Here is a 22,096-nt window from a genome sequence, read left to right as displayed (position 1 = left end):
CCTTTTCTTTATTAATTTTTAATTTTTAATTATTGATTTTTAATTCCTAATTATTGGATTTGCTGCTTCCATAATTGGTAATAGAGCGCATGGTTTTCTAATAAATGAGAGTGAGAGCCTTCTTCTAATACCTGCCCTTTATCTATTACGTAGATATAATCTGAATGCGTTAAAGTATTAAGACGATGTGCAATACTAATCACTGTTCTATTTTTACAAATTTGAGGTAAATTCGCTAAAATTTGTGCTTCAGACTCATAGTCTAATGCGGATGTTGCTTCATCTAAAATAAGAATACGTGGATTAGTTAATAAGGCTCTAGCAAGTGCAATACGCTGGCATTGCCCTCCTGATAAATTAGCGCCTCTTTCTCCTACCTGAGTATTAAATCCTAAAGGGAGTTGCTCAATAAAATCTAAAGCTCCCGCAAGTTGAGAGGCTTCTGTTATTTCTTTTTCACTTGCATTCGGTTTTGATAAACGAATATTTTCAAGAATAGAGCCACTAAATAAAAAGCTATCTTGTAAAACGATACTGATACTTTGGCGTAAAGATAAAGGATCAGCGATAGCTAAATCCATGCCATCAATATAAATTTTTCCTTGTTGAGGTATATAGAAACGTTGAATTAAGCGTGTGAGAGTACTTTTTCCTGAGCCTGAACGCCCTGTAATACCAATAAATTTTCCTGCTGGAATAGATAAAGAAAGTGACTCAATAACATCAGGTGTCTTGTCTGTATAACGAAAATAGACATTTGAAAAAATAATGCTCCCTGTTATTTTAGGAACGGTAGCTAATCCTTGAGATTGATGTTCTGTGGGATGACTTAAAATATCACCAATACGACGCAGAGAAATGGCTGTTTGTTGAAAATCTTGCCAACATTGTGCTAAACGTAAAATAGGTTGTGTGATATGGGCGGCAAATAAATTAAAAGCGATAAGTTCACCCACCGTCATTTGTGCATTAATAATGAAATTGACACCTTGCCATAAAATAATTGCAGTAGTGATCTTATGAATAATAAAAATAAATTGCTGAGCGAATAACGCTTTTTTAGTACCTGAAAAACGTTTATTAATATGATCGGTTAACTTGTATTGCCACTTTTCTATAAAATGATTTTCTGTTGCGGTCACTTTAATGGTTTCTATGCCATTTATCGCTTCTGTCAGTAGACTAATATTATCCGCGTTGGTTTGATATTCTTGCTTTACCCAGTAACGAATGATAGGTCCGAGAATAAGCCAAAATATAAAATAAAGAACTAAAGAACTTAATATTATCCACGTTAAGCTTGATGAATAAATAAACATCACAAAGATAAACACAGCAACAAAAATAAGATCAAGCACCATCATCAATGCTGAACCTGTAATAAATTGTCTGATATGTGAAAGCTCTTGTATACGAGCAATGATTTGTCCAGATGGGCGTTGAGTAAAAAAATGGTTCGGTAAGCGGATGAGATGTTGATAGGCTTTTCCTGAAAATTCAGCACTTAATTGACAAGAGATAAATGCATATAACTTATCACGTAAAAAAAGATATATGGGCTCCGTGATAGCAATTAAGAAGAACAGGCAACCAAATAGATGTAAATTTGATAAATTTCTCCCTGTTAAAACAGTATCGATAAACTTTTCGAAAATAATGGGATTCACTAGAGCAAAAAGTTGAATGCAACAAGATAAAATAAAAAATAGAAATAATGATTTTTTCTGTTTTAGTATAGAAGGAATAAACCAGTTTAGATTAAATTTTGATAATGATGATGAAGAGGGCTCTTTAGCAATAAGTTGTAATATATTCAGCTTTTTTTCTTTATCAATAACATGTTCAGTTTTTATATTATTTGTAGGGTTTATAATAATTAATGTTTTTTCTTTTGTTTTTTTTAAAATATACCAATAATTATTTATTTCGATAAGGGTGTTGATAATAAAATTCTCATTATAATCGAGTAAGCAGAAATCACCCTTTAATTCCAAAAGTTGAATAGCTTCAAGAATATCCCACTTATTAAGGTGATCATCTTTACCAAGAAAATGAATAACTTGCTCTTTTTTTATCTTTCCATTTTGTGTTTTTGAGAAATAAATTAGCCCATCAATAATTGATGAGTGATATTTTTTTTCTATCTCTAAATTAATATTATTCATGATATTAATCACCTTATTATTTTTCTGTTAGTGCGTTATGACGGTAAACTTCTATTGGGCTTAAGAAATAGTCAATAACACGACGTCTATCGATAATAATTTCAGCGACTAAAGACATTCCAGGAGCAAGGTTATATTGTTGATTATTGCTTTCTATCATTTGCGTATTTAGTTCAATTGTTGCGGGATAAACTAAACCTAATTGCTCATGTTGAACAGAATCTCTGGCGATATTAGTTATATTTCCTTCTAAAGTGCCATAACGTGTATAAGGAAAAGCATCTATTTTTATCATTGCTTTTTGCCCTACATGAATAAAACCAATATCTTTATTGAGAATATTAACTTCTGCTATATTGTGTTGATTATCAGGAATTATCGTCATCACCTGTTGTGATGGTTGTAAGATACTGCCAAGTGTGTAATTTTTGATTTGTTGTACAGTACCTGTAACGGGGGCTCGGACAATTTTTAGCTGTTGTCGTTTCTGAGCATGATTAAGATTTTGGCTATAAATTAATAGTTCATTTTCATATTGTTTATATTTATCATGCCATTCTAATTTTTTCTGTTTCTCTAATTTATCCAAATTTTCATTTAATTGTTTCTCTTGACTTTTAATGAGCTGATACTCAGCATTCTTAATTGTAATGACTCGGTTTATTTCTAATAACTCTTTTTCATTTTCTAGATATTCCATTTGACTAATTATTTTTTTAATAAAAAGCTTTTCCTTAAGAATAAAACGTTTTTTAATATTTTCTTTTAATGCATTTAATGACAGTAATTCATTATAGATCATAGTTTGATTTTTATTATTAACTTCAATTTCAGCATCGATTAAATTTATATTACTTTCAAATTCATCTTTCTCTTTTTGGTAACTGATAAAAATGGTTTTTTTTATTTTTTCATCTAACTTATTAAAATGATAAAGTTTTTGTGGTGATGTTCCTTGACTTAATGCTTGGTAACGGAGTTTAAATGACAGCAGACTATCTATTTTTTTCTGTATTCCTTTAACTTCTTCATCAACACCTAATATATCGAGTGTTAACAATGCATCACCTTGATTTACTTTTTGTCCCTCTTTTACATGAAGGACAGCAAGGCGACTATGCTCATAAATTTGAATAACTTGAGAATGCCCTGAAACAATAAGTTTACCTGTTGCAGGTGATTGTACATTTAATTTGCCTAAATAAGCCCACATAATAAAAGCGATAACGCTGAATGAAATAATTGACGCAATATAACGACTATAAGGTGTTAAAGGTTTTTCAATAAGTGCAATGTGATTAGGGTAGAAATCATAATTGATATTCTTTTTCTTACGTTGAAATACGTTAGAGAGTGCAGATTTTATATTTAGGTTCATACTCAACATCCTTGTTGGCGTTGCCAAAGTCTCTTGTAATGGCTGTTTTTTGCAATTAATTCTTTATGGGATCCTTCTTCAATAAGGTTGCCTTTATCCAACACAATAATACGATTACAAGTTCTCACCGTTGAAAGACGATGAGCAATAATGATAACGGTTCTCTCTTTTGCAATAAGAGGAAGGTGCTCTTGGATTATGGACTGAGATTCATCATCTAATGCGCTGGTGGCTTCATCAAAGATTAAAATTTTAGGTGAAGATAATAAGGCTCTTGCAATCGCAATGCGTTGGCGTTGTCCTCCTGATAAGGATTGTCCTCCCTCTGCAATAATAGTGTCATAACCTAATGGCAGTTTTAAAATAAATTCATGAGCGCCCGTTAGTTTTGCGACGTAAATAACGTCTTCTAAAGAGGCATTTTGTCGAGTGAGTCGGATATTATCAAACACACTTAGATTAAATAAAAAATTTTGTTGTAGAATAATACCTATTTGCTGTCGTACTTTATTTAAGTTAAGTTGCGAAAGAGGAATGTTATCAAGTGCGACATGACCTGATTGTGGAATATAAAGACCTGAGATCATGCGTGCTAAAGTACTTTTTCCTGATCCTGATGTTCCAACAATACCAATAACTTCATGCTTATTTATATGTAATGAAATATTATTTAAAATAGCAGGTGTATGATTTTGGTAATAAAAACTAACATTATTAAAAGTAATTTCACCATTAATGTTTGTTTCTAATATTGAATTATTTTGTTCTTTAGGAAGGTTAAGTATATCTTGTAAGTTATAGATTGCTATTTTTGTTTTTATATATTTTCCCCAAACATCAATAGCTGTCGCTAAAGGTTGTAAGCAATAGCCAAGTAGCATCATAAAAGCAATAAGCTGACCTATTGTCATTGAAAACGAAATAACTTCACAAGCCCCTACCCATAGGAGTAGTGCAACTGTTGTTTTATTTATAAATGACACAATAAAGCGAGATAAATTATCAATATTTTGAAGCTTTTCGTTTTCACCTGTTAGTTTATGAATTTGTGTATACCATTGTTGTGTAAATCTTGGCTCAAGAGAAAGACTTTTAATTGTCTCAATGCCACCTAAGCTTTCAGTCAGAAATGCTGTATTGACCGCGATTTTTTGATAAAGATGTTGAACTGCAAATTCTATTTTTGGCGCAAGTAATTTAGCTAAAATAAAATAAAGAGGAATTGTTGAAATAAATATTAATGTCAGTTTTAGTGATAATATTGACATTGAAAATATAAATAAAAAAATAAAGGAAGAATCAATAAATAACAGTAAGAGTGTTTTTGTTATAAATTCTCTAATAATATCTAGCTCTTTTATTCGAGCAACAATGGCACCGGTTTGACGTGATTTAAAATAACCGATAGGAAGTTTAAATAAATGTTGAGCGAGTTTTAGACTTAACCTTATATCAATTTTATTCGCTGTGTGTTGATAAATATATTCTCGAACCCCTTTTAGTGTCCCTTCTAGAATAGCAATAAAAATTAATCCAATAATTAAAACATCTAATGTTGATAAAGCCTGATGGATAACCACTTTATCCATAATAATTTGTATTATAAAAGGAGATGTAAGCATTAATAGTTGAAGGATGAGTGAGTGAAATAGGATGCTTATAAAGATAATTTTGTATTTCTTTATTGTTGTAAAAAACCATGAGAGACTAAAAAATGGATTTTCTTTAAAACAAAGATAATAGCATTGTGAAATGTTTAATGAATTGAATTGGTTTTGACTTAGGTTTTCTGTTTTATCTGCTTGTAGATCATAAATAAGATATGTGTTTTTATTTTTTTTTAATAATATAAACATATTATTTTTATTATCTGAAAAAATAATATGATTTTCTGTTTTTTTTAAAATAAATGATTTTTTTGTTTTTTTTAGTTTAAACTGATATTCAGTTTCTAATGAGTTTATAGTAGAGCCTTTTTTTATTTCTATTTCTCTTTTTTTTGTTAAATTGATAATAATAATAATGCTTTTTATTAGGCGGCTTTTTGTTTTATGATCCATTTCAATAAAATACCTTTGTATAGCTGAAAATATAAAAAGGTATTCAATATTATTTTTTTTATCAAAAATATAAAAAAACACAGATGATAATCATTAATCTTAATCTAGTACTAATATAAAACTAAAAATGCCAGATCTTTTCTGGCGTAATAATTTCAGGTAATGGAACATCCCAATTAGCGGTAGGGAGATATTCAACTTGTTGGCAAGTATGAGCAAGCCCCATTGGGTAAAATGACTTTTGTTGCCAGTTTTCTAGTGTTCTATCGTAAAAACCGCCCCCCATACCTAATCGTTGACCTTGTTCATCAAAAGCCACTAAAGGTGTAAAAATGATATCAATATTTGAGATGGGAATAACCATGTTCACATTTAAAGGAGGCTCAGAAATATTAAAGCGATTTTTTACTAACACAGTAGAAGGCGTGTAGCGTAAAAAAAGGAGGTGATGGCGATGAAATGGATGTAATACAGGTAAGCAAACTTGTTTATTTAATCTCCATAGCTGGGAAATCAAAGGGGACGTATCAATTTCACCATCAAAAGAAAGAAACAGTGCAATAGTCGGTGCTTGTTTGATTTTTGGATGAGTAAGAACTTGCTCGCACAATTTATCAGCAGCCTGTTGTTGCTCGTCTAATGTAAGTAAACGTCGTTTTTGGCGAATAGCTTTGCGGATTTCATCTCTTTGCTGAAAAAGTGAAGTATGCGTCATTCATCAATCCATCAATAAGTGGTTAGCATTAAGTAAAAACCATCATTTTAATCAATTTATCACACTTTAGAGGTAAGAAAGCGAAGAAGTTGAAGATATGAGAATAGAGGCATAAAAAAAGTTCTAAACATTAAGTAGTTATAAAATACTTAGCGTTTAGAACTTTAGTAGGGGTCTCCAAGATGCCGCCGCAAGCTGTAACCCTTGAACCCATGGTCCAAGGTGAACATAGTGTTGCTGCCATTAGGCTGCCTGAACGAATCGGGTATGCTCACAAGCAACAGATCACCACGTTCTATGTGTTTCGAATATCGGCTCAGGGGACTGGCCCGCTGGCAAACATCTCAGAGAAATTTGGTGGGTGCGCTAAGCACCTTATCTATGAACTATTGTATTATTTTAATTGTAGAAAGCAACCTATTATCTGTGAATTTCGTGGTGTACGCATGCTTTCTGAACAAATCTACTTCGCTGTTGAAAAAGTGCGATCATGGTGCTTGCCTTGATCGTGTAAAGCTTGTTCAATGGATTGTTGTAGCATTTTTATCTTCTCTTCCATGTTGTAGGCATAGTCTCTGGTTTTTAACTTTTCTTCTGCCAACTCATGACTCATATTTAATGCCACGATAAAAATTAAGTGCTCTGTATTGGAAACACCACTGCGTTCTTTGAGATCTTGTAATCGTTGTTCCAGTTCAGCAGCAGAAGCCAGTAAAGCATCTCTTTGTTCTGGTGGGCAATTGACACGTAATGAGCGCCCAAAAATTTGAAGATCAACGGGTTGTGCGGACATGATTCCTTCCTGACATAAAATCTGTGCTACGTGTTTAGTAGTGTATACGGTTATAACGCTGTATTAAACGCTATTACTGCAAAAATTCCAATGATTAACATGGCTTAACTGGTACAGCGACTTCTATTGATGGTAGCATATCTTGAACTATTCCCCTAAATGCGACGTTTATTCTTATGTCAAAACAGAACACATTACCGAATTATCAAACTATTGATGCATTATTACAGCAACATACAGTACCTTTAACCGCGGCTGAAATGCATGGTTTGATTACAGGATTTATTTGCGGTGCAGTGCGCGATAACAGTTGGAAAACCTTATTACATGATCTGACCAATGAAGGTTTAGCTTTTCCTAAAACGTTATCAGAGCCACTTGAAGAGCTTTATCACATCACCTATGAACAGCTCGATGACAGTGTGTTCAACTTCTCTATGCTAGTACCTGACGAATCTGAATCTGTTTTTCCAAGAGCAGATGCTCTTGCAGGTTGGGTAAATCATTTTCTTTTAGGTCTGGGTGTTGCTCAACCTAAGTTGTCTGATCATAAAGAATTGACGGAAGTGATTACTGATTTGCGTAATATTGGTGCGCTAGGTTACGAAGAAGACGAAAACCAAGAAGAACTTGAAGATGCACTTGAAGAAGTCAGTGAATATGTAAAAGTATCCGTTCAACTTTGTTATATCACTTTTGTCGCACCAAAAGACAAAGGAAATGACGAAAAAAATGAGCAACGTGTACTACATTAATTTCATCATTAATTAGATAACCATAAAGATAAATGAAAGACAGGAGTGGGTATGAATAAGCAAGAATTTTTATCCCGTCGTCAGGCATTATTAGCTCAAATGAAGCCTGCGAGTGCAGCTATCTTTTTTGCCGCACCACCAGCGCAACGTAATGCCGATAGTGAGTATCCTTATCGCCAACATAGTGATTTCCTTTATCTAACTGGTTTCAGCGAGCCTGAAGCTATTCTTGTGCTGATTAAAAGTGATGAAACACATAATCATAGTGTGCTTTTTAATCGCGTTAGAGATTTAACTGCTGAAATTTGGTTTGGTCGTCGCCTTGGACAAGAAGCAGCACCCGAAAAATTAGGTGTTGATAAGGCACTACCTTATGACGATGTTGGTGAGCAACTTTACCAATTATTAAACGGGTTAGATGTTGTTTATCATGCCCAAGGTGAATATGCGTTTGCTGATGAGATAGTCTTTGGTGCATTAGAAACCTTAAGAAAAGGTTCTCGTCGTAACTTAAAAGCACCACAAACTATCATTGATTGGCGTCCAATTGTTCATGAACAACGCCTATTTAAATCTGATTTTGAACTTGAATTACTGCGTAAAGCCGGAAAAATTACTGCATTAGCACATACGCGTGCGATGCAAAAATGTCAGCCGGGTATGTATGAATATCAACTTCAAGGTGAGATTGAACATGAGTTTGTCTCTCATGGTGCGCGTTTCCCTTCTTATAACAGTATTGTTGGCAGTGGTGAAAATGGTTGTATTTTGCACTACACCGAAAATGAAACCAAAATGCGCGATGGGGATTTAGTTCTTATTGATGCAGGCTGTGAATATGAAGGTTATGCTGGTGATATCACCCGTACTTTCCCTGTTAATGGTAAATTTAGCCGTCAACAACGTGAAATTTATGACATCGTCTTAAAATCCATCAATGTTTCTTTGGAATTGTACAAACCTGGTACAAGTATCAAAGAAGTCACTGAGCATGTCGTGTATATCATGGTCGAAGGACTGGTTAAACTGGGCATTATGCACGGCGAAATCGAGCATCTTATTGAGACAAAAGCCTATCAGCGTTTCTTTATGCATAGCTTAAGCCATTGGCTAGGCCTTGATGTTCATGATGTTGGACATTATGGCACGGAGCGTGACCGTATTTTAGAGCCTGGCATGGTACTGACCATTGAACCGGGACTTTACATTGCGCCAGATGCAGATGTGCCACAAGAGTATCGTGGTATTGGTATTCGCATTGAAGATGACATTGTTATCACAGAAACAGGCAATGAGAACTTAACGGCATCTGTCGTTAAAGATCCGGATGAAATTGAAGCTCTGATGGCAGGAAAAATTTAAGGCTAAAATCAGCATGAATGTGATTATTGTGGGTGGTGGAATGGCAGGTGCGACATTAGCACTTGCACTCTCTGCATTAAATAAAGGTAAGATTTCAATTTCGTTAATTGAAGCAAGAGAGCCTGACAATGGGCACCCTGGGTTTGATGCAAGAGCGATTGCATTAGCACATGGAACAGCGAAACGGTTAGAGCAAATCGGGCTTTGGTCAACATTAAAACCTTTTGTCACCCCCATTAATCATGTTCATGTCTCTGATAAAGGTCATTGTGGTTTTGTTAATATTCATGCACAAGACTATGATATCTCAGCACTGGGTTATGTTATTGAATTGCATGATGCAGGGCGTCAGCTTTTTGCTAAGTTAAAAAAACAATCTAATATCACGCTTTATTGCCCCGCTAAAGTTGAACAAGTTCAACGTAATATCGATTCTGTTGAGGTAACACTTGATGATGGTACGCAATTATCGGGTGATTTACTGATTGCTGCTGATGGTACTAACTCACCTATTGGTCACCAGTGCCATATTCAATGGCAACGAGAGCCTTATCATCAAGTGGCGGTGATCGCTAATGTTAAAACGCAAATCGATCCTCAAGGTAAAGCTTTCGAACGCTTTACTGAGTTTGGTCCATTAGCCATGTTACCAATGAGTGAAGGGCGTAGTTCATTAGTGTGGTGTCATCCTATTGAAAAATTGGATGAAGTCTCACAGTGGGATGATAAAACAACTATCGCTCATTTACAGCGTGATTTTGGCTGGCGTTTAGGAAAGATAGAGCATATTGGCAAGCGAAATTGCTACCCTTTAGCACTACAAAAAGCCAATCAAATTATTGGTCATCGTTTAGCGTTAGTTGGAAATGCCTCGCAAACACTTCATCCTATTGCAGGACAAGGTTTTAACCTTGGCTTACGTGATGTTATGGCACTCGCTAATATAATCACCCAAGCGATTAATGCCAATATTGATATTGGTAGTTATCGAGTGCTTTCTCAATATCAACAACTTCGCCAACAAGATAGAGAAAAAACCATTTCTATTACTGATGGGTTGGTGAAAGTGTTTGCAAATCGTTGTGTACCATTGATTGTTTCTCGCAACTTAGGGTTAATGACAATGGAATTGCTCCCAATGATGAGAGATAAATTGGCGCATCAAACACTTGGCTGGACAGACTAAATATAATCGCTTTTTAGGATACTTTTATTATGAAATCATTTGATGTTGTTATTGCTGGTGGTGGAATGGTTGGGCTTGCATTAGCCAGCGGATTACACGGGTGTGGATTACGTATAGCGATAATAGAAAATCACCCAGTAACGAAGCTTTTTCACCCACAAGATGATTTTTCATTAAGGGTATCGGCTATTAATACAGCCAGTGAAATGTTACTGAAAAAATTAGGTGTTTGGGAAAATTTACAAGCATTACGAACTACGCCTTATCAAGGCATGGAAGTTTGGGATCAAGATAGTTTTGGCCGTATTGAGTTTTCAGCACAAAAAGAAGGGTTCAGCCACTTAGGCTCGATTATAGAAAATAACCTTATTCGTGAAGTACTTTGGCAAAAATGTGAAAGTCATAGTGATATTACCTTCTATTCATCAACGCAGATTGAGCGCGTGGTGTGGGGGGAAAATGATGCATTTATTACCCTTAATGATGGTGAAATGTTGACGGCAAGATTAGTTGTCGGAGCTGATGGTGCTAATTCATGGTTACGCAAACATGCAGATATTCCCCTGACTTTTTGGGATTATGAACATCACGCATTAGTTGCCACTATTCGCACTGAGTTTCCTCATGAAAATATCGCTCGCCAAGTTTTTCATGGCGAAGGTATTTTGGCATTTCTACCTCTTTCTGATCCTCATACTTGTTCTATTGTTTGGTCTTTACCAAGCAACCTCGCTGAACGTTATAAAAACGCAGATAAAAACCTATTTGAGCGCACACTAGGTGTGACCTTTGATATGCGTTTAGGTCAATGTGAATTAATCAGTGATCGCATGACCATACCATTAACAGGTCGTTATGCTCGCCAATTTGCCGCTCCTCGCTTAGCGTTATTAGGCGATGCTGCCCATACTATCCACCCTTTAGCAGGACAAGGTGTTAACCTTGGTTTTATGGATGTTGCAGAGTTAATCGGTGAGATCCGTCGATTAAAAGCAGAAGGTAAGGATTTTGGTGAATATCTCTATTTGAGACGATTTGAGCGCCGTCGCAAACATGCGGCTGCTGTAATGTTGGCTAGTATGCAAGGATTCCGTGAACTTTTTGCTGGCAATAATCCCGTTAAAAAACTAGTTCGAGATATCGGTCTTTCGTTAGCAGATAGTTTACCGGGGGTAAAACCTAAGTTACTTGAGCAAGCAATGGGGCTTTCTGATTTACCTGAATGGTTAAGTAATAAAAATTTCACTTCAGTTGAAAAAATCTAATTCCTCTCTTATTTCACATTACTTTTATTTATATCTGACTGAAGAAATAGAACTAAAAAAATCTATTTTTTCAGTCTATTCTTTGCACTAATTCCTTTTTTTCAGTAATTCCTCGCTAAAAATGAGCGCTGATACGCATAATTGCAATCATTAGTTCTGCATACCTATATGTCTACATTATGATTAAGAGACACAATACCCTATTTTAACTTATGGTTTATTTTTTCTCACAATGCTAAGTTCAAGGGGATGGTATCGTTTGCGTTGTACGTTAATTGCTCGTGTTTGTTAAATCTATGTTTAAAAATAAACTTAAGCTTGAGATTAACACTATGATTTCAAATCAAGTTTAATTTTATATTTAACAAATTACGTTCTCTGAATAATCTAAAGTAAAAGTAGAAAGAGGGAAGAATGGCAAAACAGACTCCGTTGTATGATGAGCACGTAGCCTGCGGTGCTCGTATGGTCGATTTTCATGGTTGGATGATGCCTCTGCATTATGGCTCCCAAATAGATGAACATCATATTGTACGTCGTGATGCAGGTATGTTTGATGTTTCACATATGACCATTGTTGACTTACATGGCTCACAAGTTAAAGATTTTCTACGTTATTTATTAGCGAATGATGTCGCTAAACTCACCGAAAAAGGTAAGGCGCTTTATACCGGTATGCTAAATGCTTCAGGTGGTGTAATTGATGATCTTATCGTCTATTACTTTGATGACTCTTTCTATCGCCTTGTTGTGAACTCCGCTACTCGTGAGAAAGATCTGGCATGGATTGAACAACATGCTTCAGACTATGTCGTTGATATCACTGTTCGTGACGATTTGGCATTAATCGCTGTACAAGGCCCTCATGCACAAGAGAAAGTACAAAGCTTATTAAGTGAAGCACAACGCCAAGTCGTTTCTGCCATGAAGCCTTTCTATGGTGTAGAGCTTGGAGACTTGTTTATTGCAACAACGGGCTATACCGGTGAAGCAGGCTATGAAATCGCAATGCCAAAAGAGCAAGCGGTCGATTTCTGGAAAAAATTATTAGCTGTGGGAGTTAAACCCGCAGGATTAGGTGCAAGAGACACATTACGTTTAGAAGCGGGAATGAACCTCTATAGCCAAGAGATGGATGAAACTATTAATCCACTTGAAGCGAATATGGGATGGACGATTGCATGGGCACCTGAAGATCGTCAATTTATTGGTCGAGAAGCATTAGAAAAATTACGCGCAACAGGCACAGATAAACTTGTTGGTCTTGTAATGCGAGAGAAAGGTGTGTTACGTGCTGGCACTGCCGTACACTTTACGGATGATTTAGGCGAGTTAAGAGAAGGTATTATTACAAGTGGTACTTTTTCGCCTACATTAGGCTTTAGTATTGCATTAGCAAGAGTTCCTGCAGGTATAAAAGATAGCGCAATTGTATTAATGCGTAATCGTGAGATGCCAGTAGAAGTGGTAAAACCTGGTTTTGTTCGTTCAGGTAAAGCATTGGTATAACACGTACAATTATTTTAAATGGAGAGTAAGGTCAATGAGTCAAATACCTAGTGAATTAAAATACGCACAATCTCATGAGTGGATCCGTTCAGAAGGCAATGGTGAATACACTATCGGTATTACTGAACATGCACAGGAATTATTAGGTGACATGGTGTTTGTTGATCTACCAGAAGTGGGTAGAGAAGTCGCAGCCGGTGATGATTGTGCTGTTGCGGAATCAGTAAAAGCAGCATCAGATATTTACGCACCATTATCGGGTGAAATTATCGCAGTCAATGAAGAGTTAGATGGTTCTCCAGAACTTGTGAACAGTGCACCTTACGGAGAAGGTTGGCTATTTCGCATTAAAGCAAATAATGAAAGCGAATTAGATGACTTACTAGATGCCGCCGGTTATCAAGAACTGGTAGATAGCGAAGAGTAAAATGAAGCGCCCCGTCAAATCAATGTCGGGGCGTTTTTATTTGTTAGCTTGTTATCGTAATGCTATCTCAATGCGCTTTAAGCCTTGTGCTATTTACCTATCCATTCATAGTGAATTCAGGAAATTACTTGCAATGACACAGACTTTAAATCAGTTAGAGTATCGCGATGAATTTATTCGTCGCCATATTGGTTCATCACCAGAACAGATTAAAGAGATGCTCAGTGCTGTTGGCGTCTCCTCATTAAATGAATTAACTCAAAAAATTGTTCCAGATAATATTCAATTAGAAACACCACCGAATGTGGGAGCAGGGGCAACAGAGCAAGAAGCCTTGGCTGAATTGAAAGCGATTGCCAGCCAAAATAAACGTTTTACTTCTTACATTGGAATGGGATACGCGCCTTCTGTATTGCCTCCTGTGATTTTGCGTAATTTATTAGAAAATCCGGGTTGGTATACCGCTTATACACCTTATCAGCCGGAAGTTTCTCAAGGTCGTCTAGAATCATTACTGAATTTCCAACAGGTGACAATTGATTACACCGGAATGGATCTCGCCTCTGCATCGTTGCTAGATGAAGCAACAGCAGCTGCCGAAGCTATGGCAATGGCAAAACGTGTAAGCAAATTGAAAAATGCGGATCGTTTTTTTGTCGCTGATGATATTCACCCTCAAACCTTAGATGTTGTCAGAACTCGTGCAGATACCTTTGGTTTTGAAGTTGTTGTTGATAAAGCTGAAAAAGTCTTAGAGCTTGAGGGTGTCTTTGGGGTGCTATTGCAACAAGTCGGCACAACGGGTGAAGTTCATGATCACAGCAAGTTATTAGCCACACTAAAAGAGCGTAAAATTATTACCAGTGTTGCCGCTGATTTAATGGCGCTGGTGGTACTCACTGCACCAGGTCATCAAGGCGCTGATATCGTATTAGGTTCAGCACAACGTTTTGGTGTTCCTATGGGTTATGGTGGCCCACATGCGGCATTCTTTGCTTGTCGTGATGAATATAAACGTGCAATGCCGGGGCGCATTATTGGTGTTTCTCGTGATGCTGCGGGTAATCGCGCATTACGTATGGCGATGCAAACGCGTGAACAACATATTCGTCGTGAAAAAGCGAACTCGAATATTTGTACATCCCAAGTGTTACTGGCCAATATCGCGGCTATGTATGCGGTTTATCATGGGCCAGAAGGGTTAAAAACCATCGCTCAACGTATTCATCGTTTAACGGATATTTTAGCTGCCGGTTTACAACAAAACGGTATGGTATTACGCCATAAAACTTGGTTTGATACATTAACGATTGATACCGCAGATAAAGCCGCTGTATTACAACGCGCTAAAGATGCCGAAATTAACTTACGTACCGATATTGTGGGTGCCGTGGGTGTAACACTAAGCGAAATTACAACTCGTGAAGATGTATTAAAGCTCGTTGAAATTATCAGTGGTAAAGCATTAGCTGGTGATATTGATGCACTTGATAAACAAGTTGCCTCTTCATCCGCATCAATCCCTGCTTCTATGCAACGTAAAGACACTGTGCTGACACATGAAAACTTTCATCAGTATCACAGTGAAACAGAAATGATGCGTTATATGCATCGTTTAGAAAATAAAGACTTAGCATTGAATCAAGCGATGATCCCATTAGGATCATGCACGATGAAACTTAATGCTGCCGCTGAAATGATCCCAATCACATGGCCTGAATTTACAGAGCTACATCCATTCTGCCCAGCCTATCAAGCGAAAGGCTATCAAGTGATGATTGGACAACTATCCAATTGGCTTGCGGCACTCACGGGTTATGATGCGATGTGTATGCAACCAAACTCAGGTGCTCAAGGTGAATATGCCGGTTTATTAGCTATTCGTCGTTATCACCAAAGCCGTGGCGAAGGTGCGCGACATATCTGCTTGATCCCAAGTTCAGCACACGGTACTAACCCTGCTTCTGCTCATATGGCAGGTATGACAGTGGTGGTGGTTGGTTGTGATGATAATGGCAATATCGATATTTCAGACTTAAAAGCCAAAGCAGAAAAACATCAAGCTGAACTCTCTTGTGTGATGGTGACATACCCATCAACACATGGTGTTTATGAAGAAGGTATTCGTGAAGTTTGTGAAATCATTCATCAATATGGCGGACAAGTTTACCTTGATGGCGCCAATATGAATGCTCAAGTGGGGATCACAACACCGGGCTTTATTGGCTCTGATGTTTCTCACTTAAACTTACATAAAACCTTCTGTATCCCTCATGGCGGCGGTGGCCCAGGCATGGGACCTATTGGTGTGAAATCACACTTAGCGCCGTTTGTACCGGGGCATTCTGTTGTTGAAATGGAAAATGTCACTACACAAGGCGCTGTTTCTGCGGCTCAATTTGGTAGTGCTTCAATACTACCAATTAGTTGGATGTATATCCGTATGATGGGCGCACAAGGGCTTAAACAAGCAAGCCAAGTGGCAATCTTAAATGCGAACTATATCGCACAACGTCTGAAAAATGACTATGACATTCTTTATGCTGGTGCTGATGGTTATGTCGCACATGAATGTATTATCGATATTCGTCCATTAAAAGCGAATTACGGTATCAGTGAAATGGATGTGGCTAAGCGTTTAATTGACTATGGATTCCACGCTCCAACCATGTCATTTCCTGTCGCGGGCACATTAATGATTGAGCCAACAGAATCTGAAAGTAAAGTTGAAATTGATCGCTTTATTGAAGCTCTGCTTTCTATTCGTGCTGAAATTGCACAGGTAGATAAAGGCGTATGGCCAATTGATGACAACCCATTAGTTAATGCACCTCATACACAATATGAATTAGTGCAAGAGTGGTCACATAGTTATAGTCGTGAATGTGCCGTGTTCCCAAGTGAAGCAACGAAGCAAAGCAAATATTGGCCAGCGGTTAAACGTTTGGATGATGTGTATGGCGACCGTCATTTACATTGTTCATGTGCGCCAATTAGTGACTATGAATAAGTTTTAATCTAGCTATATTCTTAAATTAAAATACCGATGGTTAAGTTAGCCATCGGTATTTTTTATTTAACAAATTCAGCATTAAATAGATTACTTCAGCCAGCCTTTTTTCTGTGCCTCTAATAATTGAGGGTAGAGATATTGCCAAAATTCAGGCCACTGTTTTTCAATAAACAGATTACGCGCTAATACTTGCTCTAAGCGGATATTATTTTCGACCCAGCTTTGACCTTCATTATGTAAATTCATCAGCATCGGCATGGTGCGATCAAGAATATTGGCAAACTGAGATTCTGGTGTTTCAGCCGCATCATATTCCAGCCATAAATTGAGGAAATATTCACTTTGTGGGGAAGGTAATAAAGAGAAAATACGTTTTGCGGCTTTTTGCTCGTGCTCTTTAATCGCTTCGCGAGCGGCAACGTCATAAACCATCACATCGCCAGCATCTATTTCAACGATATCGTGAACAAGGGCTAACTGAATAGCACGTCCCATATCAATGTCACCTGCATAGGGCTGAAAACTCATTGCTGCAACGGCAAAGTGCCAGCTATGTTCTGCGGTATTTTCGGAACGACTATTGTCTAATACATTATTTTTACGATAAACACGTTTTAGTTTATCTAACTCCATAATAAAGTTAATAGTATCAGAGAAGGGGCCAAAAGCCCCTTTAGGTAATTGTGTCATAAAAGTCCGTATTGGTTATGATAAATAAGAATTACTCTTCTTCTAAAGAATAAGGCAGTGGTTTAATGGATAAACGACTGATGCTATCGTTTTGAACTCGAAATACACTATCTAGTTCCATATCGTTATTCATAACAACTTCAGCCAAAATAGTATTATCAACCATACGTACAGCGCTTAATACCGTTCCTGTTTTACGCCATTTATCTTCACCTAATTGCCATTCAATGCTACCACCGATCTCAGGTAGTTCAGTTCCACCACCTGATAACAGATACATTGCACGTTTATTTGCGCCTCTGAATTTCGCACGAGATACCATCTCTTGCCCGGTATAACAGCCTTTTTTAAAGCAGATGCTCAGTGGTAATGCTTGCAGATTTGTTGCTTGAGGTAAAAATTGCTCAATATTTGGGGTATCAATAATAGGATATCCAGCCTCAATATCTAAAGCTAACCACTGCTCACTATCACTGGCTTCTGCTTTTAATGTTGTTGCAAGATTTTTTGCTGTTTCTTCGTCTGTTACGATTAAAAAGCGTTCAGTAGGTAAAGGGAGTTGCAGAATATAAGTATTATCGTGATTAACAACTTCGTTTGCTTTACGAGGGATATTTGGAAAGTAATCTGCTAGGGCAAGAGCAGCACCTTGCCCCGCCAATCCTAATAAAACGCTATCTGTATTTTCAGCTAAGGTTACTTTTGAAAACACAGCATATTTTTTTAATTCAGCAAGTTGTTTTTGTGCGACATTTTTACGCAAAATATAAGCAAAACCGTCTTGCTGGTGGAATAAGCGAAGTGTACTCCACATTTTACCTTTTGCTTCACAGTGTGCAGCCAATGTATGTGTTGTTGTTGGAAGTGCTGCAATATCCGTTGTTAGCTGACCTTGTAGATATTTTTCACTGTCAGCACCTGTTGCTGTTATCAGTGACCATTCATCTAAAGAAACCAGTGTTAATGGCAAATTGATTGCTGCATGAGGGCGTTTAGCCTGAGTAGAATTTTGAGTCATGATGTCACCAGATATTAAATTAATCAGATACATCAGTTATGGTAAAAGAGTGGCAAGACAATGCAAGTCATTATTATTTTTAACGCACAGAAAATGAATCTGATAAATAACAAATGAAAGTGTGTTCAATAGGTTGTCTATGAGACTAAACCTGCAAACTGTGATCATTTTGATGTTAAAAATTTTGCGATAAGACTATCATCAGTGCTAGGAAGAAATAGTGGTATTTCTTGATTTGAACAATGTAAAGAGCAGAGTATGACTATCGATATAGAGAATAAAGCACGAATTAACTGGGCATGTCGTCGTGGAATGCGTGAACTGGATATTTCTATCATGCCTTTTTTCGAGAATGAGTACGATACGCTATCTGATAACGATAAAGCGCTTTTTGTTCGTTTACTAGAGTGTGCAGATCCTGATTTATTTAACTGGTTAATGAATCATGGACGCCCTGATGATGATGCGCTCTATTATATGGTGAAATTAATCCAAGATCGCAATAAAGCTAGAATGGCGGAGATCGTTGATAAATATTAATAAAATAGATTATCAAATCAGCGATAGGTTAAATAGTAATTAAGATTGATTAAAAATGACGCCTTTATTTTCTCATCAAATAAAGGCTTTTTTATTTTTATATAAAAACTTAATAACATTAAGGGCATTCTAAAATTTACTGAAATAAAGAATGTAGTTGCGTTAAATTTGCGCACTATCTCTAAAAATGATCGCTTAAATTGCCTTTTTTCGATGTTTTTTGCTTTATGTTTAAAAAAATCAGGTATGCTGATTTTATTAAAACAGCAATTAAGAAAAGAATAGAAATTACGTACTTATTATTAAGTTATATTTTTTTGAGTACATATTAAATCGAAAAAGTAACAATAAATAATTAAGCTAAAAATATAAAATAAACTATTTGCAAGGTTAAGAAAGAAGTTACATTATAAATAGGTTGGTTTTTATTATCTTTAACTTATTTATATCCGTATAGAATTACAGCAGGAGTTAATATAACTCGTGATTTTATGGAAGTCGCATCTCACAGTATCATGGTTCACTCAACTCTTCTCAACGGTTGTTTATGTTGCCTTTGTGATCGGTTTACTGTTGTATCCATGGCCTCCTGATTTTATTTATGTTTGGGTTCCATTGTTACTTTTCTTGATAGGTAGTTGGTATTTCACACAAAAAAATATTAGTCGTATCAAAGGGGATTTTATTTTATTGAATGGCAACCGAATTCAATGGAAACTGCATGAATGGCAAATAACAAAACGTCCTTGGATCAGCCGTTTTGGTACTCGAATAACGTTGACTTCTGTTCTAAATAAAAAGCAAATCACATTATGGGTTGCTTTTGATAGTATGACTGAAAATGAGTGGCGTAACTTTTCTCAGTTATTAATGCAATATCCAGACATTTAATATCTGGATATTAAATTTATAATTTTTCTTCTACTTCACGTAGAATTTGCATACACCATTGTGATAAACGTTCATCAGTTTCTTCAAATTGGTTTACATCATCTAATGCAAGACCAACAAAATGTTTACCATCATCTGATAAAGGTTTTGGACTGACAAATTCATATCCATCAACAGGCCAGAACCCAATAAACTTAACACCACTTGGTAATAAATGATGGTAAAGCATACCCAATGCATCAAGAAACCATTCGCTGTAATCAACCTGATCACCCATTCCATACATTGCAATCAGCTTATTTTTTAAATTCAATGTCGGCAATGTATCCCAAATATTGAGCCAATCTTCTTGGATCTCACCAAAATCCCAAGTTGGAATACCTAAAATAAGGATGTCATATTGTTCCATAAGCGTGATATCACACTCTTGAACATTATGAAGATCAACGAACTCTTCACCGAGAATATCACGAATTTTTTCTGCTGCCATTTCGGTGTAACAGGTGCTGGAACCGTAAAATAGACCAATTTTCATAAAGGTTTTTAGGATATTTTTGCCAATAAAGGTCACTATTGTACCAGAAAAATTTTTTTATAAGGCATAATGTAAAGGCGATAAACTAAAGAGAGGGAGAGTAAGACTGTGTCACAAACCAAATTATCGACAAAAAAGACAACTCGTATCAATGAAGATACTGATATTATCATTGAACAATTTCTCGACAATATTTGGTTAGAGCAAGGCTTATCCGCAAATACACTTAGCTCTTATCGCTTAGACTTACAAGCATTAGGGCAATGGCTTGCACATCACCAATTAGATTGGTTATCAGTCACTACATTGGATTTGCAATCTTTTCTCGCAACGCGTTTAGATGAAGGTTATAAAGCCAGCAGCGCAGCTCGATTACTCAGTACAATGCGTCGGTTATTCCAATATTTATATCGTGAAAAATTACGTTTAGATGATCCAAGCGCATTGCTTTCAACCCCTAAGCTTCCCAAACGTTTACCAAAAGATTTAAGTGAGCGACAAGTTGATGATTTACTCAATGCCCCTTGTATTGATGAGCCACTTGAATTGCGTGATAAAGCAATGCTTGAAGTCCTTTATGCATGTGGGCTTCGTGTTTCTGAATTGGTGGGATTATCCCTCTCTGATATTAGCTTACGCCAAGGCGTGCTGCGTGTTATTGGTAAGGGCGATAAAGAACGATTAGTTCCTTTAGGCGAAGAAGCTATTTACTGGCTAGAGCAATATCTGCAATATGGAAGACCCACCTTAATGCAAGGGAAAACGGACGATATTGTTTTTCCTAGCTTAAGGGGGCAAAAAATGACACGACAAACGTTCTGGCATCGGATAAAACATTATGCAGTGATAGCAGGGATCGATACTGAAAAACTATCACCCCATGTGTTGCGTCATGCATTTGCGACACATCTTTTAAATCATGGAGCGGACTTGCGTGTTGTACAGATGTTATTGGGGCACAGTGACCTCTCTACAACACAGATTTATACCCATGTTGCAACAGAGCGCTTGAAAGCGCTTCATCAGCAACATCATCCAAGGGGATAGCCGCTAAAGAGCAGGCGTTAAATAGGAATTCAAATGAAAAAGAAATTACTCTGGTTGCCAATATTATTAAGCATGGTGTCAATGCCTGTGCTTGCTGACAACGCTTCTATAGAAGCGCAACTGGCTAAAATGCAAATTAAAGCAGAAAGTATTCAACCCACACCGATTGTTGGATTAAATGCGGTGTTATCAGACAAAGGCATTTTTTATATTACAGATGATGGTAAATATCTGACTGCGGGGCCTATTTATAACATTAGTAGTGGTGAGCCAGTTAGCATTGCTAATCAAGTTATTATGAAAAAAGTAGACTCACTTAAGAATGAAATGATTGTTTATAAAGCGCGTAATGAACGCCATGTGATCACTATTTTTACCGATATCAGTTGCCCTTATTGCCAAAAACTTCATCAAGAAGTTCCTGAGCTGAATAAACAGGGCATCACAGTGCGTTATTTAGCATTTCCTCGTAACGGTGTTGGCAATAATATTGTGAGTAAAGAAATGAATGCAGTGTGGTGTAGTGGTTTTCCTAATAAATCATTAGACAGTGCATTTAAAGGGGACAAAATTATTCCTATTGATGAATGTAAAAAAATCAATATCAATGAACACTTTAAATTAGGCACCATGATGGGGATCCAAGGCACACCTGCTATTGTATTACCTAATGCCAGTATTTATGGTGGATATCTTTCTGCTCAAAACCTTGTTGAATTATTAGATAAAAAAGAGAAGTAATTACGT

At 36.5% G+C, this 22,096-nt stretch carries 19 protein-coding genes and 1 other RNA gene; 11 read left to right on the top strand and 9 right to left on the bottom strand.

Features of this window, described 5'->3' with window-relative positions:
* Positions 1 to 50: 50 nt before the first annotated feature.
* The 6 genes from CBE70_RS09085 to zapA form a co-directional block, all read right to left on the bottom strand.
* Entirely contained in the window at positions 51 to 2,165 is a 2,115-nt protein-coding gene (locus CBE70_RS09085; protein ID WP_100159091.1) for a type I secretion system permease/ATPase, read from the bottom strand.
* Between the two features lie 16 nt (positions 2,166 to 2,181).
* The gene (locus CBE70_RS09080) at positions 2,182 to 3,543 is read right to left on the bottom strand and encodes an HlyD family type I secretion periplasmic adaptor subunit (RefSeq protein WP_100159090.1); all 1,362 of its coding nucleotides are present in this window, start codon (positions 3,541 to 3,543) and stop codon (positions 2,182 to 2,184) included.
* Positions 3,544 to 3,545: 2 nt separating this feature from the next.
* Positions 3,546 to 5,603, bottom strand: a complete 2,058-nt coding sequence (locus CBE70_RS09075; RefSeq protein ID WP_100159089.1) for a peptidase domain-containing ABC transporter — start codon at positions 5,601 to 5,603, stop codon at positions 3,546 to 3,548.
* A 121-nt stretch (positions 5,604 to 5,724) separates the two neighbouring features.
* Positions 5,725 to 6,318, bottom strand: coding sequence for a 5-formyltetrahydrofolate cyclo-ligase (locus CBE70_RS09070; protein WP_100159088.1), 594 nt, complete (start codon positions 6,316 to 6,318; stop codon positions 5,725 to 5,727).
* A 170-nt stretch (positions 6,319 to 6,488) separates the two neighbouring features.
* Positions 6,489 to 6,672: non-coding RNA, 6S RNA (gene ssrS, locus CBE70_RS09065), on the bottom strand.
* Between the two features lie 109 nt (positions 6,673 to 6,781).
* Positions 6,782 to 7,111: a cell division protein ZapA gene (gene zapA / locus CBE70_RS09060; RefSeq protein ID WP_023581530.1), complete on the bottom strand. Its 330-nt coding sequence runs from the start codon at positions 7,109 to 7,111 to the stop codon at positions 6,782 to 6,784.
* A 176-nt stretch (positions 7,112 to 7,287) separates the two neighbouring features.
* Between zapA and CBE70_RS09055 the strand changes: the two genes are divergently transcribed.
* The 7 genes from CBE70_RS09055 to gcvP all read left to right on the top strand — a co-directional run bounded on the left by CBE70_RS09055 (position 7,288) and on the right by gcvP (position 16,625).
* Positions 7,288 to 7,866 (top strand): YecA/YgfB family protein, encoded by a 579-nt coding sequence (locus CBE70_RS09055; RefSeq protein ID WP_100159087.1) that lies wholly within the window; start codon positions 7,288 to 7,290, stop codon positions 7,864 to 7,866.
* 51 nt (positions 7,867 to 7,917) lie between these two features.
* Positions 7,918 to 9,228: a Xaa-Pro aminopeptidase gene (gene pepP / locus CBE70_RS09050; protein ID WP_100159086.1), complete on the top strand. Its 1,311-nt coding sequence runs from the start codon at positions 7,918 to 7,920 to the stop codon at positions 9,226 to 9,228.
* Positions 9,229 to 9,241: 13 nt separating this feature from the next.
* The gene (gene ubiH, locus CBE70_RS09045) at positions 9,242 to 10,414 is read left to right on the top strand and encodes a 2-octaprenyl-6-methoxyphenyl hydroxylase (RefSeq protein WP_100159085.1); all 1,173 of its coding nucleotides are present in this window, start codon (positions 9,242 to 9,244) and stop codon (positions 10,412 to 10,414) included.
* Between the two features lie 29 nt (positions 10,415 to 10,443).
* Positions 10,444 to 11,679 (top strand): FAD-dependent 2-octaprenylphenol hydroxylase, encoded by a 1,236-nt coding sequence (ubiI, locus tag CBE70_RS09040; protein ID WP_100159084.1) that lies wholly within the window; start codon positions 10,444 to 10,446, stop codon positions 11,677 to 11,679.
* Between the two features lie 414 nt (positions 11,680 to 12,093).
* Positions 12,094 to 13,188 (top strand): glycine cleavage system aminomethyltransferase GcvT, encoded by a 1,095-nt coding sequence (gene gcvT / locus CBE70_RS09035; protein ID WP_100159083.1) that lies wholly within the window; start codon positions 12,094 to 12,096, stop codon positions 13,186 to 13,188.
* Positions 13,189 to 13,222: 34 nt separating this feature from the next.
* Positions 13,223 to 13,615, top strand: coding sequence for a glycine cleavage system protein GcvH (gene gcvH / locus CBE70_RS09030; protein ID WP_100159082.1), 393 nt, complete (start codon positions 13,223 to 13,225; stop codon positions 13,613 to 13,615).
* A 133-nt stretch (positions 13,616 to 13,748) separates the two neighbouring features.
* Entirely contained in the window at positions 13,749 to 16,625 is a 2,877-nt protein-coding gene (gcvP, locus tag CBE70_RS09025) for an aminomethyl-transferring glycine dehydrogenase (protein ID WP_100159165.1), read from the top strand.
* Positions 16,626 to 16,715: 90 nt separating this feature from the next.
* Here the strand turns inward: gcvP and CBE70_RS09020 are convergent, their stop codons facing one another.
* Positions 16,716 to 17,318, bottom strand: coding sequence for an HD domain-containing protein (locus CBE70_RS09020; protein WP_099074840.1), 603 nt, complete (start codon positions 17,316 to 17,318; stop codon positions 16,716 to 16,718).
* Between the two features lie 31 nt (positions 17,319 to 17,349).
* Positions 17,350 to 18,336, bottom strand: coding sequence for a tRNA-modifying protein YgfZ (gene ygfZ, locus CBE70_RS09015; RefSeq protein WP_100159081.1), 987 nt, complete (start codon positions 18,334 to 18,336; stop codon positions 17,350 to 17,352).
* 264 nt (positions 18,337 to 18,600) lie between these two features.
* Here ygfZ and sdhE point away from each other — a divergent pair, with 264 nt between their 5' ends.
* A complete protein-coding gene (sdhE, locus tag CBE70_RS09010; RefSeq protein ID WP_036913402.1) occupies positions 18,601 to 18,876 on the top strand; it encodes an FAD assembly factor SdhE in 276 nt (91 codons plus the stop codon).
* Positions 18,877 to 19,359: 483 nt separating this feature from the next.
* Positions 19,360 to 19,767 carry a protein YgfX gene (locus CBE70_RS09005; protein ID WP_100159080.1) on the top strand — a complete coding sequence of 136 codons (408 nt, stop codon included), beginning with the start codon at positions 19,360 to 19,362 and terminating at the stop codon, positions 19,765 to 19,767.
* Between the two features lie 16 nt (positions 19,768 to 19,783).
* On the opposite strand, the gene fldB is transcribed toward CBE70_RS09005, so the two are convergent.
* Positions 19,784 to 20,302: a flavodoxin FldB gene (fldB, locus tag CBE70_RS09000; protein WP_100159164.1), complete on the bottom strand. Its 519-nt coding sequence runs from the start codon at positions 20,300 to 20,302 to the stop codon at positions 19,784 to 19,786.
* Between the two features lie 108 nt (positions 20,303 to 20,410).
* Here fldB and xerD point away from each other — a divergent pair, with 108 nt between their 5' ends.
* Together xerD and dsbC are read left to right on the top strand one after the other, a co-directional pair.
* Complete coding sequence (xerD, locus tag CBE70_RS08995; protein ID WP_100159079.1) at positions 20,411 to 21,349, top strand: site-specific tyrosine recombinase XerD; 939 nt, start codon at positions 20,411 to 20,413, stop codon at positions 21,347 to 21,349.
* A gap of 33 nt (positions 21,350 to 21,382) precedes the next feature.
* Entirely contained in the window at positions 21,383 to 22,090 is a 708-nt protein-coding gene (gene dsbC / locus CBE70_RS08990) for a bifunctional protein-disulfide isomerase/oxidoreductase DsbC (protein WP_100159078.1), read from the top strand.
* Positions 22,091 to 22,096 lie beyond the last annotated feature (6 nt).

The organism is Proteus columbae (assembly GCF_002777965.1).
Lineage (GTDB): Bacteria > Pseudomonadota > Gammaproteobacteria > Enterobacterales > Enterobacteriaceae > Proteus > Proteus columbae.
This window is presented reverse-complemented; position numbering and strand designations above follow the sequence as displayed.

What these genes read in the sequence shown, in the direction of transcription:
- ubiI (WP_100159084.1), top strand. Translation starts at nt 10,444, where the DNA reads ATGAAATCATTTGATGTTGTTATTGCTGGTGGTGGAATGGTTGGGCTT.
- gcvH (WP_100159082.1), top strand. Translation starts at nt 13,223, where the DNA reads ATGAGTCAAATACCTAGTGAATTAAAATACGCACAATCTCATGAGTGG.
- ygfZ (WP_100159081.1), bottom strand. Translation starts at nt 18,336, where the DNA reads ATGACTCAAAATTCTACTCAGGCTAAACGCCCTCATGCAGCAATCAAT.
- pepP (WP_100159086.1), top strand. Translation starts at nt 7,918, where the DNA reads ATGAATAAGCAAGAATTTTTATCCCGTCGTCAGGCATTATTAGCTCAA.
- dsbC (WP_100159078.1), top strand. Translation starts at nt 21,383, where the DNA reads ATGAAAAAGAAATTACTCTGGTTGCCAATATTATTAAGCATGGTGTCA.
- CBE70_RS09080 (WP_100159090.1), bottom strand. Translation starts at nt 3,543, where the DNA reads ATGAACCTAAATATAAAATCTGCACTCTCTAACGTATTTCAACGTAAG.
- gcvP (WP_100159165.1), top strand. Translation starts at nt 13,749, where the DNA reads ATGACACAGACTTTAAATCAGTTAGAGTATCGCGATGAATTTATTCGT.
- CBE70_RS09075 (WP_100159089.1), bottom strand. Translation starts at nt 5,603, where the DNA reads ATGGATCATAAAACAAAAAGCCGCCTAATAAAAAGCATTATTATTATT.
- CBE70_RS09055 (WP_100159087.1), top strand. Translation starts at nt 7,288, where the DNA reads ATGTCAAAACAGAACACATTACCGAATTATCAAACTATTGATGCATTA.
- gcvT (WP_100159083.1), top strand. Translation starts at nt 12,094, where the DNA reads ATGGCAAAACAGACTCCGTTGTATGATGAGCACGTAGCCTGCGGTGCT.
- ubiH (WP_100159085.1), top strand. Translation starts at nt 9,242, where the DNA reads ATGAATGTGATTATTGTGGGTGGTGGAATGGCAGGTGCGACATTAGCA.
- CBE70_RS09020 (WP_099074840.1), bottom strand. Translation starts at nt 17,318, where the DNA reads ATGACACAATTACCTAAAGGGGCTTTTGGCCCCTTCTCTGATACTATT.
- fldB (WP_100159164.1), bottom strand. Translation starts at nt 20,302, where the DNA reads ATGAAAATTGGTCTATTTTACGGTTCCAGCACCTGTTACACCGAAATG.
- CBE70_RS09070 (WP_100159088.1), bottom strand. Translation starts at nt 6,318, where the DNA reads ATGACGCATACTTCACTTTTTCAGCAAAGAGATGAAATCCGCAAAGCT.
- zapA (WP_023581530.1), bottom strand. Translation starts at nt 7,111, where the DNA reads ATGTCCGCACAACCCGTTGATCTTCAAATTTTTGGGCGCTCATTACGT.
- CBE70_RS09085 (WP_100159091.1), bottom strand. Translation starts at nt 2,165, where the DNA reads ATGAATAATATTAATTTAGAGATAGAAAAAAAATATCACTCATCAATT.